The 13,395-nt window shown below is 73.7% G+C and carries 12 protein-coding genes and 1 riboswitch; of the genes, 6 read left to right on the top strand and 6 right to left on the bottom strand.

The genetic code is table 11. From position 1 onward, the window contains the following. Positions 1-8: 8 nt before the first annotated feature. Complete coding sequence (gene cobG, locus EST54_RS24925) at positions 9-1,352, bottom strand: precorrin-3B synthase (protein WP_129249960.1); 1,344 nt, start codon at positions 1,350-1,352, stop codon at positions 9-11. A 115-nt stretch (positions 1,353-1,467) separates the two neighbouring features. Further along, positions 1,468-1,628, top strand: a riboswitch (cobalamin riboswitch). Between the two features lie 34 nt (positions 1,629-1,662). Here cobG and cobN point away from each other — a divergent pair. After that, on the top strand, positions 1,663-5,265 hold the full coding sequence (gene cobN / locus EST54_RS24920; RefSeq protein WP_129249959.1) for a cobaltochelatase subunit CobN: 3,603 nt from the start codon (positions 1,663-1,665) through the stop codon (positions 5,263-5,265). 108 nt (positions 5,266-5,373) lie between these two features. On the opposite strand, the gene EST54_RS24915 is transcribed toward cobN, so the two are convergent. Further along, a complete protein-coding gene (locus EST54_RS24915) occupies positions 5,374-6,105 on the bottom strand; it encodes a DUF4097 family beta strand repeat-containing protein (protein ID WP_129249958.1) in 732 nt (243 codons plus the stop codon). Positions 6,106-6,355: 250 nt separating this feature from the next. Between EST54_RS24915 and EST54_RS24910 the strand changes: the two genes are divergently transcribed. Beyond that, entirely contained in the window at positions 6,356-6,628 is a 273-nt protein-coding gene (locus EST54_RS24910) for a DUF1876 domain-containing protein (RefSeq protein ID WP_129249957.1), read from the top strand. A 113-nt stretch (positions 6,629-6,741) separates the two neighbouring features. Here the strand turns inward: EST54_RS24910 and EST54_RS24905 are convergent, their stop codons facing one another. The 4 genes from EST54_RS24905 to EST54_RS24890 form a co-directional block, all read right to left on the bottom strand. After that, positions 6,742-8,067 (bottom strand): LCP family protein, encoded by a 1,326-nt coding sequence (locus tag EST54_RS24905; protein WP_129249965.1) that lies wholly within the window; start codon positions 8,065-8,067, stop codon positions 6,742-6,744. A 312-nt stretch (positions 8,068-8,379) separates the two neighbouring features. After that, entirely contained in the window at positions 8,380-8,628 is a 249-nt protein-coding gene (locus EST54_RS24900) for a hypothetical protein (protein ID WP_244942611.1), read from the bottom strand. A 143-nt stretch (positions 8,629-8,771) separates the two neighbouring features. After that, entirely contained in the window at positions 8,772-9,737 is a 966-nt protein-coding gene (locus tag EST54_RS24895; protein ID WP_129249956.1) for a M56 family metallopeptidase, read from the bottom strand. Between the two features lie 3 nt (positions 9,738-9,740). Beyond that, the gene (locus EST54_RS24890) at positions 9,741-10,346 is read right to left on the bottom strand and encodes a BlaI/MecI/CopY family transcriptional regulator (RefSeq protein WP_129249955.1); all 606 of its coding nucleotides are present in this window, start codon (positions 10,344-10,346) and stop codon (positions 9,741-9,743) included. Positions 10,347-10,704: 358 nt separating this feature from the next. Here EST54_RS24890 and EST54_RS24885 point away from each other — a divergent pair, with 358 nt between their 5' ends. The 4 genes from EST54_RS24885 to EST54_RS24870 all read left to right on the top strand — a co-directional run bounded on the left by EST54_RS24885 (position 10,705) and on the right by EST54_RS24870 (position 13,224). Next, positions 10,705-10,935 carry a hypothetical protein gene (locus EST54_RS24885; RefSeq protein WP_129249954.1) on the top strand — a complete coding sequence of 77 codons (231 nt, stop codon included), beginning with the start codon at positions 10,705-10,707 and terminating at the stop codon, positions 10,933-10,935. Further along, the gene (locus EST54_RS24880) at positions 10,932-11,918 is read left to right on the top strand and encodes an acyl-CoA desaturase (protein ID WP_129249953.1); all 987 of its coding nucleotides are present in this window, start codon (positions 10,932-10,934) and stop codon (positions 11,916-11,918) included. The genes EST54_RS24885 and EST54_RS24880 overlap by 4 nt, the downstream gene beginning before the upstream one ends. Beyond that, entirely contained in the window at positions 11,915-12,349 is a 435-nt protein-coding gene (locus EST54_RS24875) for a DUF5994 family protein (RefSeq protein ID WP_129249952.1), read from the top strand. Before EST54_RS24880 ends, EST54_RS24875 begins: the two co-directional genes overlap by 4 nt. Positions 12,350-12,693: 344 nt before the next feature. Continuing rightward, positions 12,694-13,224 carry a DUF6344 domain-containing protein gene (locus EST54_RS24870; RefSeq protein ID WP_129249951.1) on the top strand — a complete coding sequence of 177 codons (531 nt, stop codon included), beginning with the start codon at positions 12,694-12,696 and terminating at the stop codon, positions 13,222-13,224. The last annotated feature ends 171 nt before the right edge of the window (positions 13,225-13,395 follow it).

The following is a 13,395-nucleotide window of genomic DNA, read 5'->3' as shown; positions in this document are numbered from 1 at the left end:
GGACGGGGTTACGGGGGTGGTGCCGTGGCGTCGTCGGGGGGCGGTGCGGTGTCCGGGCGGACGACGGCCACCCGGTAGCCCTCCCCCGTTGCCCGTACGTCCACCCATGCGCCGTGGGGGTGGCCGCAGCGGCGTTCGCAGCCGGACCAGTGGACGGGCAGGCCGTCCGGTACGGCGGTGGGGGGAGCGCCGGGGACGCGGGCGCCCGCGGCGACGGCGGCCGCGGCGTCGGTGCGGACGTCGGTGAGCGACTTGGCACAGCCGGGGCGGCCGGTGCAGGCGCCGAGGCGGTGCCAGGGGGAGTCCGGGTCGGTGATCAGTCCGGCGGCCGCCAGCGCGGACAGCCGGGCGGCGGCCGAGCCGGCCGGCAGCCCGGGGAGGACGATGCCGCGCCAGGGGGTCAGCCGCAGCGCGCCGCGGCCGTCGTCGGCGGCGACGGCGGTCAGCAGTTGCCACTGGGCGAGAGTCAGCCGGCCCAGCGGTGCCAGGACGCAGAGCGACGCCGTGCCGTCGGGGCCGTCGACGATCCCGGGGGCCGCGGAGTGGGGGGACGGCGGGGAGGCGGGTGTCGGCGCCTGCGTCACATATGTGGTGGTGATGCCGGTTTCGTGCAGGTGTGCCGCCACCTCCCGGGCCGTCAGCGGCTGTTCGGCGGGCAGTTCACGGACCCGCCAGGCGCCGCTGCCGCGCGCCGCCGCGGCGGTCAGGAAGGCCTCGGCGGCGCCGAGCGCGGCCCGCGGGGCGTCCGGGCCGGCGATCCGCAGCGCCGCCGGATCGTCGCCGACCCGCAGCAGCGCGGTGCCCCCGGACCCGGCGGGCGCCGCGGCCCGGTCCGCTTCTGCGACCAAGCTCACATCCCCGCCGAGCGTCGCCACGTCACCCCGGCCGTCGTCCAGGACGAAGAGGAAGCGGCCCGACAGCGCGCTCGCCTGCTCGCTCGCACAGAGCAGTTCGTCCAGCTCACGGGCCCATCGGCGCACATCGGCAGGGGTGTTGCGGTCCAGTCCGGCCAGAGGGGAGGCGAGGATGTTGCGGACGCGTTCGTGGCGCGCGGAGGGCAGGAGTCCGGCGTCGCGCAGCAGGGCGGCCAGCTCGGCGCCGCAGCCGTCGGGCAGGCCGCGGAGCTCTACGTTGCCGCGTGACGTCAGGGAGAGGTGGCCGTCGCCGAGCCGGCCCGCGGCGGTGGCCAGCGCCTGTGCCTGATGGGCCGTCAAGTCACCTGCGGGCAGCCGTACTCGGGCGAGATTCCCGTCGGCGGCGGAGTGCAGCCGCAGCGCTCCCGGGCAGGCGTCACCGCGGTCCCGTATGGGCGGTTCGGCCCCTTGGGGGCGTATCGAGGGGGAGGGCGGCATGGCGGCGAGCATACCTACGACGGCGCACGCCGGAACCGGCCCCGGACCACCCTCACCCCCGCCCGGGACCGGCCGTCGCAAAGGCCCGCTTACCTCCCCCGGGTCCAGCCCTTACTATGCAGGTCGGTGGGTCGGCTGATCCGCCGGACGCCAGCGACGGCGTGGGGTCGTGGACCCCAGGGAGGAAGCCCGGTGCGAATCCGGCGCGGTCCCGCCACTGTGAACCCGGCAGGTGCCGGGTGAGTCAGGAACTCCCGCCGTCCCTACGACCACCCGGGGCGCGGACACCCCGAGGAAGGCCTGCGCTCGCATGCTTCTGCTGCTGTCGACCTCCGACACCGATCTGCTCAGCGCCCGCGCGGCCACGGGCCCGGTGCCGTACCGGCTCGCCAACCCCGCCCGCCTGGACGTCGACGGGCTGCCGGCCCTGCTGGAGGGCGTGGACCTCGTCGTCGTACGCCTCCTGGGCGGCATCCGCGCCTGGCAGGAGGGCCTGGACCTGCTGCTCGCCGAGGACCAGCACCGGCCCGTCGTCGTGCTCACCGGTGAACAGGCCCCCGACGCTCAGCTCATGGAGCAGTCCACGGTCCCGGTCGGCATCGCGGCCGAGGCGCACGCCTACCTCGCGCACGGCGGCCCCGCCAACCTCGACCAGCTCGCCCGCTTCCTCTCCGACACGGTGCTGCTGACCGGCCACGGCTTCGAGCCGCCGGCGCCCGCCCCGTCCTGGGGGCCGCTGGAGTGGGAGTCCCGCAACGACAGCGGCCCGCTGATCGCGGTGCTCTACTACCGCGCCCACCACATGAGCGGCAACACCGGCTTCGTCCGCACCCTGTGCGAGCAGATCGAGGCGGCCGGCGGCCGTGCCCGCCCGCTCTTCGTCGCCTCCCTGCGCGCCCCCGAGCCGGAGCTGATCGAGGCCTTGGGGGCCGCCGACGCCTTGGTCACCACGGTCCTCGCCGCGGGCGGCAGCAAGCCGGCGGACGCCTCGGCCGGCGGGGACGACGAGGCCTGGGACGCCGGTGCGCTGGCCGCGCTCGACGTCCCGATCCTCCAGGCCCTGTGCCTGACCGGGCCGCGCAGCGCCTGGGAGGAGAACGACGAGGGCCTCTCGCCCCTGGACGCCGCCTCGCAGATCGCGGTCCCCGAGTTCGACGGCCGGCTGATCACCGTCCCGTTCTCCTTCAAGGAGGTCGACGAGGACGGGCTGCCGGTGTACGTGGCCGACCCCGAGCGCGCGGCCCGGGTCGCCGGGATCGCCGTCCGCCATGCCCGGCTGCGCCATGTCCCGGCCGCCGAGAAGCGCCTCGCGCTGGTGCTGTCCGCGTACCCGACCAAGCACTCCCGGATCGGCAACGCGGTCGGCCTGGACACCCCGGCCAGCGCCGTCGCGCTGCTGCGCCGGCTGCGGGCCGACGGCTACGACTTCGGCACCGAAGAGGTCCCCGGTCTGGAATCCGGCGACGGCGACGAGCTGATCTACGCCCTCATCGAGGCCGGCGGCCACGACCAGGAGTGGCTCACCGAGGAGCAGCTCGCCCGCAACCCGGTCCGGATCCCGGCCGCCGACTACCGGCGCTGGTACGCCACCCTCCCGCAGGAGCTGCGCGACTCCGTCGAGCAGCACTGGGGCCCGCCGCCCGGGGAGATGTTCGTCGACCGCAGCCGCAACCCCGAGGGCGACATCGTGCTGGCCGCCCTGCGCCGCGGCAATCTGCTCATCCTCATCCAGCCGCCGCGCGGCTTCGGCGAGAACCCGATCGCGATCTACCACGACCCCGATCTGCCGCCCTCGCACCACTACTTGGCCGCCTACCGCTGGATCGCGGCCTCCGCCGCCGACGGCGGATTCGGCGCACACGCCATGGTCCACCTGGGCAAGCACGGCAACCTGGAGTGGCTGCCCGGCAAGAACGCCGGGCTGTCCGCCGCCTGCGGCCCGGACGCCGCCCTCGGCGACCTCCCCCTCGTCTACCCCTTCCTGGTCAACGACCCCGGCGAGGGCACCCAGGCCAAGCGCCGGGTCCACGCCACCCTCGTCGACCACCTCGTCCCGCCGATGGCCCGCGCCGAGTCCTACGGCGACATCGCGCGCCTGGAGCAGCTGCTCGACGAGTACGCGGCGATCTCCGCCATGGACCCGGCCAAGCTGCCCGCGATCCGCGCCCAGATCTGGACGCTGATCCAGGCCGCCAAGCTCGACCACGACCTGGGCATGGACGAACGCCCCGACGACGAGGGCTTCGACGACTTCCTGCTGCACGTCGACGGCTGGCTGTGCGAGGTCAAGGACGCTCAGATCCGCGACGGACTGCACGTCCTGGGCGGCGCGCCGACCGGTGAGGCGCGGGTGAACCTCGTGCTGTCGATCCTGCGCGCCCGGCAGATCTGGGGCGGCAGGTCCGCGCTGCCCGGTCTGCGCGAGGCGCTCGGCCTGGACGAGTCCGCGGCCACCCGGACGACCGCCGACGCGGCCGAGGACACCGCCCGCGGCCTGGCGCAGGCGATGGAGGACGCGGACTGGGACCCGGCGGCGGTGGCCGGGGTCGCCGCGGGCCATCCGTCCGCGGTCGCCGACATCCTCGACTTCGCCGCCCGCCAGGTCGTGCCGCGCCTGGCCGCCACCACCGATGAGATCGACCACGCGGTGCACGCGCTGAACGGCGGTTTCGTGCCGGCCGGTCCCTCCGGCTCCCCGCTGCGCGGCCTGGTCAACGTCCTGCCGACGGGCCGCAACTTCTACTCCGTCGACCCGAAGGCCGTGCCCTCCCGTCTCGCCTGGGAGACCGGCCAGGCTCTCGCCGACTCCCTGCTGGAGCGCTACCGGAGCGACAACGGCGACTGGCCGCAGTCGGTCGGCCTGTCCCTGTGGGGCACCAGCGCGATGCGCACCAGCGGCGACGACGTGGCCGAGGCCCTCGCGCTGCTGGGTGTCCGCCCCGTCTGGGACGACGCCTCGCGCCGGGTCAACGGCCTGGAGCCGATCCCGCTCGCCGAGCTGGGCCGTCCCCGCGTCGACGTCACGCTGCGCATCTCCGGCTTCTTCCGCGACGCCTTCCCGCACGTCATCGGCCTCCTCGACGACGCGGTACGGCTCGTCGCCGGTCTGGACGAGCCCGCGGAGTCCAACTTCGTCCGCGCCCACGCGCAGGCCGACCTGGCCGCGCACGGCGACGAGCGGCGCGCCACCACCCGCATCTTCGGCTCCCGCCCGGGGACGTACGGCGCGGGCCTGCTCCAGCTGATCGACTCCCGCGACTGGCGCACCGACGCCGACCTCGCCGAGGTGTACACCGTCTGGGGCGGCTACGCCTACGGCCGCGGCCTCGAAGGCCGCCCGGCCCGGGAGGAGATGGAGACCGCCTACAAGCGCATCGCGGTCGCCGCCAAGAACACCGACACCCGCGAGCACGACATCGCGGACTCCGACGACTACTTCCAGTACCACGGCGGGATGGTCGCCACCGTCAAGGCGCTCAAGGGCAAGGCGCCCGAGGCGTACATCGGTGACTCGACCCGGCCCGAGACGGTCCGCACCCGCACCCTGGTCGAAGAGACCTCGCGGGTGTTCCGCGCCCGGGTGGTCAACCCCCGCTGGATCGAGGCGATGCGCCGCCACGGCTACAAGGGCGCCTTCGAACTCGCCGCCACCGTGGACTACTTGTTCGGCTACGACGCCACCACGGGCGTGGTCGCCGACTGGATGTACGACAAGCTCGCACAGGCCTACGTCCTGGACCCGGAGAACCGCGCGTTCCTCCAGGAGGCCAACCCCTGGGCCCTGCACGGCATCGCCGAACGTCTCCTGGAGGCCGAGTCCCGCGGCATGTGGGAGAAGCCGGACGCCGAGACGCTGGCGGCGCTGCGGGAGGCCTTCCTGGAGACCGAAGGGGAGCTGGAGGGCGAGGACTGACCCGGGCGCGGGGATCGACCCGGGCGCGGAGCCGCCCCGGCCGGGGGGCCGGGGCGTCCCCGTACCCCGGGCGGCTCCGCCCGGTCGCCCGGCCCAACAGCCCGGTATTCAGGCCGACTTCGCGGTGATGTCCCCGTTGCTGGTGGTCAGGTCCAGGTGGTAGCGCCCCGCCGGGTCCTGGACGACGCCGAGGTGCTTGTCGCCGTTGCTGGTGTCCGCGGACACGCGGTAGCGGGCCTTCGGCACCGTCACCGTGATGCTGCCGTTGGACGTCTTCGCCCGGACGCTCTGCGCGGTGGCCGGGGTGAGGTCGATCGCCCCGTTGGAGGTCTCGGCCGCGATCTCCCGGCCGGACAGCCCGCGTCCGGTGATCGCGCCGTCGGTCGTCGTGGCGTCGACCGGGCCGGTCACGCCGTCCAGGTCGATCTCCCCGGAGCTGGTGGTCACCTGCACCGCGCCGACGCGGGTCAGCTCCAGTGCCCCGTCCGCGGTCTCCCCGCGCACCGGGAGGCCCGCCGGCACCTGCACCGTGTAGTCCACCGTGCAGCGCTCGCCGCAGCCGCCGAGCACCAGCACCCCGTCCTCGATCCGGTGGGTGGCGCCCTGTGGCCGGTCGCCGTGGTACGTCACCGAGCGGTGGACCGACACCGTGCCGCCGCCCTTGCCGCCGTGGACGGTGAGGCCCCCCGAGGTGTTGTCCAGCCGGATGGACGTGATCTTCTTCGAGACCTCGGCGTCGTCCCGGAAGGTCTTGCCGGGCACCAGTCCGCAGGCGCTGACGCCGCACATCCCGATGCCGGCCGTCGCGACGACGACGGTGAAGCGGACCCGCATGCGCATGAATTCCCCCGGAAGTGGTCGGTAGTTGGTCCGGCGGGCGGTGTGCCCGCCGAGTGCCCGAGGTGAGGCTAGGGCGGCCCGGCACGGCCCCACCATGGGGAAAACCCCCTGATCATGGTGCGGATCGCCCCAGGTGATGACCCTGGCCTCGCCCCGGGTATCGCCCCAGGTGCGGCCGGTGGTTGCCGGTGCGACGATTTGTGTGGGGGTGGTTCATGTGCTGCTTGGGGGGCGTACGAGGAGGCTTCCGGTGACCGGCACGAAGACATGGAACGCCGAGATCAGCATCACCGAGGACAACAGCGAGGTCCGGGCCGAGGCCCGGCTGCGGGGCAAGGAGGGCGGGCAGCTGGTCGGCCAGGGGTCGGCGCGCTGCAATCCCGCCGATGAGAACGTCCCCGACATCGGAGACGAGCTGGCGGTGGCACGGGCGATGTCCGACCTCAGCCACCAGCTGTTGCAGCGGGCCGCACACGACATCGAGGTGCACACGTCCCGCCCGGTGGAGCGGCTGCGCGTCTGACGGACGACGGCGACGCACCCGGTGCGGCGCCCGGCGGCCCCGGACCGTAAATGCGGCCGGGGTCCGGCCGGACGCCCACTACTCCTGCGCCCGGAAATCCGGCCGGACGCCCACTACTCCTGCGCCCGGAAATCCGGCCCGATCGTCAGCGTCACCGCGCCCGGGGCCGCCTGAGCCGACTCCGTGGCCTTGGCCCCCGGGAGGCGGGCGGCGAGCACCTCGCTCTGGATCTTGAGCGCGGCCGGGTACGTGACGGTGGTCTTGTCCGCCGACGGGGCGTTGCCGGTGGCGATGACCGTGAAGCCGAGCTTGCGCAGCTGGTCGGCGGCGGAGGCGGCCCGGCCGGGGATGCCGGTGCCGTTGAGGACGCGGACCTGCACGGAGTGGGCGGTCACCGGGTTCTTGGCGGCCTCGGCGAGCTTCTTCTTCCCGGCGGCGCCGAGCTCCCGGTCGTGCGCGATGTCGCTGAACAGCTGGGAAGCCTGGGGGTATTGCCAGATCACATTGGCCTTGTCGGTGGGGACGTCCGCCTCGCGGTAGTAGTTGGGGACGGTCACGAAGGTGAGCCGGTCGGAGGGGATGTCCTTGACGGTCGAGGCCAGGTCGTAGAGCGGCTTGATGCCGGCCAGGGCCTTGTCGGTGGTGAGGGACTTGGTGGCCGAGTCCAGGAAGTCGTAGAGCTCGCCGGGGCTGGTGAGCTTTTCCTGCGCCTTGGCGCCCAGGGCCTTCATGAATTCCTGCTGGCGGCCGATCCGGCCGAGGTCGGAGCCGTCGCCGACGCTGTAGCGGGTGCGGACGTAGCCCAGCGCCTTCTCGTCCCGGACGGTCTGGCAGCCCGCCTCCAGGTCCAGATGGGCCTTCTTGTCGTGGATGGCGTGCTTGGGGCAGACCTCTATGCCGCCCAGCGCGTTGACCATGCCCTTGAAGCCCTGGAAGTCGACCGAGGTGAAGTGGTCGATGCGCAGTCCGGTGTTCTTCTCGACGGTCTTGATGGTGCAGGCCGCGGCCTTGGTGATGTCGCCGGAGTCCCCGCCGATCGAGAACGCCTCGTTGATCTTGAAGTGGTGCGGGGACGACTGTGAGCCGTTGCCGCGGGTGCAGGCGGGGATCTGCACCCAGGAGTCCCGGGGGAAGGACAGCGCGGTGGCCCACTTCCGGTTGGCCGCGATGTGCACGAGCATCAGCGTGTCCGACTGCATGGTCGTCAGGCCCCGGCCGTATTTGGCATTGGCGCCGGCCCGGCTGTCCGAGCCGACGACCAGGATGTTCTTGGAGCCGGGGCTGAGGTTGACCGGCCGGGCACCGTCGATGCCGATGTCCGCGCCGTGGATGTTGCTGTCCAGGTGCTGATAGACCCACGCCCCGACGCCGGCGGTGCCGAGCACCAGCACGCCGAGCACGCCGCCGGTCCAGACGACGATGCGGCCGCGGCGGGTCATCCGTACCTTGTCCGGCCGGCCCGCCTTCCGGGAGCCGGCGCGGGAGCCGCCGGCCGAACCGGCCGGCCTGCGGCGCGAGGAGGCGCCGGACGCACGGGAGTTGCCGGGCCCGCGGGAGCCGTCACCGGCGGCAGGGGGCGAGCCGGGGGCGACGTCGGTGCCCCGCCGGGCCGTCTGCTGGTGCCTCTGCCTGTCATGCACGCCGGTGGCCCTTCTGGTCCTTCTGATGCTGCTGATGCGGGTGATGCCGTACGGGGGAGGGGGCGCTCGCGGCGGCCGGACGGGCCGGCGGGGCCGGCAGGGACGAAGGGTTCAGAGGCCGGTGCTGGGCAGGAGCAGGATCGACTCGGGGTCGTAACGCAGCCACTGCGGGCACGCACCGCCGGGCAGGGTCCGCAGCCGGCACCACAACTCGCCCGCCCCGTCCGTCCACCAGGCGTTGATCCGGCCCAATGTCCATCTGCCGTCCGGGTATTGGACCTCCACCGGCTGATAGACCCATCGCACCTCCGCCTCTGGAGGCGGGCAGTCCCAGGTCAGGAGTCCGCACCTCGTCGCCATCTCCCCCTTTGGACGCGCCTGTTGCGCAGTGCGCGCATACTCTACCGGGAAGTTCTACAGACGTGTAGAAGTTGCCGGGTACGGGGCGGCTCACCGCGCGGTGCGCCGTGCCTGCCCGGTACGGGTCAAGGGTCAGTGTGCACTCAGAGCGGCGTTGCCGCCTTCAGAACAACGAACAGCGCGACGGCTGCGTTGAGCGCACACAGCGCGGAGGCGGCGGTGCCGGCCGCGGCGACCAGGGCCGCCAGGCCCGCCGGGGTCAGCGCCGGCGGCCAGGGGCGAGGCGGCGGCACGGGCCCGAGCAGCGCCGCCACCCGGCGCGGCACCGGCCCCGGTTCGGGCCCGGCGAAGTGCGCCAGCTCCGGGTGCGGTGCGGGCCGCGCGACCAGCGCCGCCCGGCCCACCGCCCGGGCGGTCAGCCGCCGGTCGCCCACCACCTGCGCGGCCTCCTCGTCCGCCCAGCGCTCGGTGGCGAAGGCGACCGCCGAACGCAGCGGCAGCAGCAGCGGGTTGACACAGCCGGCCAGGCGGACGACGAGCAGCGCACGGTGGTGACGGCAGGTCAGATGGGCGCGCTCATGGGCGAACAGCGCGCGAACCTCGTCGTCGTCCAGGCTGTGCAGCATCCCGCGGGAGACCGCGATCCGGCCGGGCCTGGCGGGGCGCCCGGGCCGGGCGGGGGTGCCGGGCACGGCGTAGGCGTACGGATCGTCGTCCGGCAGCACCGCGGGGTCGGCGCCGGCCGGCAGCGCGTCCAGTGCGTGGTGGACGCGGGCCCGGACGCGGTGGTGCCGGCGCAGCGTGCTCCCGCACACGGTGAGCGCCGCGGTCAGCAGGGGGATCGCGGTGGTGCCGGCGACCTCGGCGAACGGGACCGCGGCCCGCACCTCCGGGTCCGACCAGCCGTCGGGCAGCGGATTGCCGGGCAGCTGGGCGGTGCCGACCACCACCAGCAGTCCCAGGCACAGGGTGCTGCACAGCCCGAGGACCGCGGCGAGCAGGGTCAGCAGCCGGGTGGTGGCCCGCGGATGGAGATGCTGTTCCGCGAGCCGGGCGATCGGCAGTGCGGTGAGCGGCAGGACGAGCGGCAGGAACACGAAGACGCCCACCGGTCAGCCTCCGCGTGCTTCGTCCGAGGGGTGGTGCCGGGTGGGTCCGGGGGCCGCGCCGGGTCCCGCGGGAGCGGCCGGGGCGTCGTCCGGGACGGGGGTCTGAGCTGCGGCGGCCTGCGTCGCGGCGGGGGTCCGGGCCGCGCCGGGGGCCCCTTCCGCGGCGCGGTCGAGGAGGGTGCGCAGCAGCTGCTCGTCCTGCGCGGAGAGGGTGGAGACGAAGCTGGTCAGGACGGCGTCCCGGTCCGGTTCGCCGTCCAGGACGCGGCGCATCCGCAGGGCGGCGAGTCCGGCCTCGTCGGCGGCCGGGCTCCAGAGGTAGGAGCGCCCGGACCGCTCGCGGGTGACGGCCTGCTTGGCGTGCAGCCGGGACAGGATCGTCATCACGGTCGTGTACGCGAGGTCGCCGCCGAGCCGTTCCTGCACCCAGGCGGCACCGGCGGGGCCCGGCGCACGGTGCAGCGCGGCCAGCACCTGGGCCTCCAGCTGGCCCTGCCCGCGCCGGCGGGCGCGCTCGCGTCCGCCGCTGCCGCACTCCTCCGGTCCCGGCGCTGCCCGGCCGGGGTCCCCCGCACCGCCCGGCGGCCTTCCGAAGGACTTCCCGCCCATGCCGTCGCCTCCCGTCGCGCCGGACGTCCCGAGGGCCGGGACACCGCGGCATCCTACTGAGCGGCCGGATCCGGCCACCGGCGCCGCCCGGCCCGGAGCCCGCCGCGGCCGACCCCCTCAGCGTACTTCTACACCCCTGTAGATGGTGCGGGACACCGGACTCCGGACTGCGCACTCCGGACCGACCGGCATGCAGGCCGTACGTGGCGATACGCGCAGGCCGTATACGGCGATACCTGCCCAGAGCTGTCCATAGAGCCCGTACGGGGATGCACTACGCCCACTCGGGGTACCGTGAAAGCACCGGACCACCGAGGGATGCCGCGGGAGACCGAGGTATTCGGTGAGGTGAGCACCCATGCAGACGCTGTGGACCGTGGTCGTGCTGCTGGCGCTGGTCGCGCTGGGAGCGCTGTTCCTCGCCCGGCTCAATGCACAGAACATCGGGCGGATGCCCCACCACCGGTACGCGGACTGGAAACGGTCGAGGCGGCTGCGGAAACAGCAGCGGCAGGGCGGTGCCCCTCCTCCCGGAGCGCACATGGCCGGCCCACCGCCTCCCTCCGGCAAGGCGGGAAGCGACCTGTGACGTCCACCGCCCGCGGTCTCCCGCCGGCTCGGGACTACGACGGGACCTCGCCGTTCCCCGACAGCGGCGCCGAGTCCCCACCGAGCAGCGGCCGCAGGATGTACGTCGCGGTGACCGGCATCATCGTCGTCGCCCCCTTCGTCGGGCTGGCCGTCGGCATCCCCCTCCTGTGGGGCAGCGTCGTCCACCTCACCGACCTCGTCCTCCTGGCGGTCTTCTACGTCATCAGCGGTCTGGGCGTCACCGTCGGCTTCCACCGCGGCCTGACCCACGGCAGCTATACGGCCGCCCCCGCGCTGCGCGTCGCGCTCGCCCTCGCCGGCTCGCTCAGCTTCCAGGGCGATGTCATCGACTGGGTCGCCACCCACCGGCGCCATCACGCCTACACCGACCGCCCCGGCGATCCGCACTCGCCGTACCGCTACGGCACCAGCCTGCGCGGTCAGCTGCGCGGACTGGTGCACTCGCACATCGGCTGGCTGTTCGGCGACGACCCCACCTCACACCGCCGCTTCGCGCCCGATCTGCTCGCCGACCCCGGGATCCGGGCGGTGGACCGGGCGTTCCCCGTGCTGTGCCTGCTCACCCTCGGCCTGCCCTTCGCGCTCGGCTGGGCGCTCGGCGGCACCTGGGTCACCGCGCTGACCGCCCTGCTGTGGGCGGGGTTCATCCGGATCGCGCTGCTGCACCATGTGACCTGGAGCGTCAATTCGCTCTGCCACGTCATCGGTGAGCGGCCGTTCCGCACCCGCCGCCACGACCGGGCGACCAATCTGTGGCCGCTGGCCCTGCTGTCGTTCGGCGAGAGCTGGCACAACCTGCACCACGCCGACCCGACCTGCGCCCGGCACGGCGTCGACCGCGGACAGCTCGACGTGTCCGCCGCCGTCATCCGGCTCTTCGAGCGCCTCGGCTGGGTCCGGGACGTGCGCTGGCCCGACCCGGCACGGATGGCGGCCCGCCGCATCGGGAGCACCACATGACCGTCGCCGCCGGAGACCAACCCCACCCGGCCCCGCACCGGCACCACGCACCCCCGCCCGTCGCCCGCCTGACCTTCGCCCCGCACACCGATACGGTGCGGCGCATCGACGGTGTCTGGTGGCCGCACTCGGCCGACCTGCTGGCCGAACTTCCCGAGCTGCTGACCGCGTTGCCCTTCGACTGGCCCCGCATCACCCACGCCACGGTGAACGGCAAGGCCTGGCCCGCGCTCCCCGCCCACATCCTCGTCGAGGGCCATGTGGTCCGCCTCCGCAGAACCGTCGGCCGTCCCGGTCCGGACACCGTCTGCCTGGTCTCGATGGGCCACGGACGCTGGGACCTGCTGATCATCCCGCCCGGCATCCCCGAGCCGACGGGCGTGCGGATGATGGCGCAGATGGCGCGTACCGGCGAGCTGACACCGGCCTGAGCCGGGCCATACTCCAGGGATCCGCCCGGCGCACCCGCCGGCACCTCGGCCGGCGCCGCGAAGCGGCCGAAACCCCGCCCGGCCGGGGCCCGTGACCTGCTGCCCCTCGCCCTCCGACGGCCGTGGCTACTGCGTACGGGTGGTGTTCATCGGAAGAACGCCGATCCGGGGGCGTCGGTCCGTGAATCCTCCCATTGCGTACTCATCATAAGAAAACGCAACAGAAGCGACGCCATCCGAGCGGTGCACCCGGAAGCGACGCCACTGGAGCGATGCACCACAGGCACGAACGGAAGCAGACGCAACGGATCTCTCGGGGAGATCCTGACCGAAAGTGAGGGGCCATGGCTGCGACCAAGGTCATGAAGTTCTGGGCGGTGTGTCTTGCCGTGCTCGGCAAGCTGCTGGCATCACTGGGTGTCTCCGCGGCCGCCTCGGCGGCACGCCGGGACGCCGCACTGTACGAGCGGACCCTGGGCAACGAGAGCGCGGGCACCGAAGCCCCGGGCGCCGAGGTCCCTAAGGCGGTGGGCTGCGGCGCACCGGACCGGGGTCCAGGAGCGGGGTCGCCGTCCGTGCCCGCTCCGCGCGGTGTGCCGCTGTACGGCCAGGTCGGCTCCGCCCGGAGGTTCCGGCGGCCCGAGCTGCCGCCGACGATCAAGCAGCGCATCCTTGCCGAGGCACACGGCACCTCACCCGGCATGCGCAGCCGCCGTACGTACACCGCCGCACCGCTGACGGCCGACGACTGCGCCGATCAGGACGGGACCGCAACGGCCACCGCCACCACCCCCGCGAACGCTGCCGATGCCGACGCGCGCGGCGCTGTCATCCCGGCGGCCCGCAATCGTGCGCACACCGCCGGCGTCATCTGAACCCGGCGACAGTCGATCTTTGACCTGAGATTTCACCGGCTCGGACAGTCCTGACGGTTCTGACGGCTCTGCTCTGACGGCTCTGACGCCCTGACAAGGGCGGACGAGGGACGGACGAGGGACGGGCTGTGGACGGACCAGGCATGTGACAGCTCCGCGCCGAGGAGCGGT

The organism is Streptomyces sioyaensis (assembly GCF_004122735.1).
In the GTDB taxonomy this organism is placed as follows: Bacteria; Actinomycetota; Actinomycetes; order Streptomycetales; family Streptomycetaceae; genus Streptomyces; species Streptomyces sioyaensis.
The sequence above is the reverse complement of the archived record's forward strand: the minus strand, read 5'-3'. Positions and strand labels throughout refer to the sequence as shown.

Bases quoted from the DNA above. Each gene is read 5' to 3' on its own strand.
- EST54_RS24875 (WP_129249952.1), top strand. From the start codon at position 11,915: ATGACCGTCGCCGCCGGAGACCAACCCCACCCGGCCCCGCACCGGCAC.
- EST54_RS24900 (WP_244942611.1), bottom strand. From the start codon at position 8,628: ATGGCGACGAGGTGCGGACTCCTGACCTGGGACTGCCCGCCTCCAGAG.
- EST54_RS24890 (WP_129249955.1), bottom strand. From the start codon at position 10,346: ATGGGCGGGAAGTCCTTCGGAAGGCCGCCGGGCGGTGCGGGGGACCCC.
- EST54_RS24915 (WP_129249958.1), bottom strand. From the start codon at position 6,105: ATGCGCATGCGGGTCCGCTTCACCGTCGTCGTCGCGACGGCCGGCATC.
- cobG (WP_129249960.1), bottom strand. From the start codon at position 1,352: ATGCCGCCCTCCCCCTCGATACGCCCCCAAGGGGCCGAACCGCCCATA.
- EST54_RS24905 (WP_129249965.1), bottom strand. From the start codon at position 8,067: ATGACCCGCCGCGGCCGCATCGTCGTCTGGACCGGCGGCGTGCTCGGC.
- EST54_RS24870 (WP_129249951.1), top strand. From the start codon at position 12,694: ATGGCTGCGACCAAGGTCATGAAGTTCTGGGCGGTGTGTCTTGCCGTG.
- EST54_RS24885 (WP_129249954.1), top strand. From the start codon at position 10,705: ATGCAGACGCTGTGGACCGTGGTCGTGCTGCTGGCGCTGGTCGCGCTG.
- cobN (WP_129249959.1), top strand. From the start codon at position 1,663: ATGCTTCTGCTGCTGTCGACCTCCGACACCGATCTGCTCAGCGCCCGC.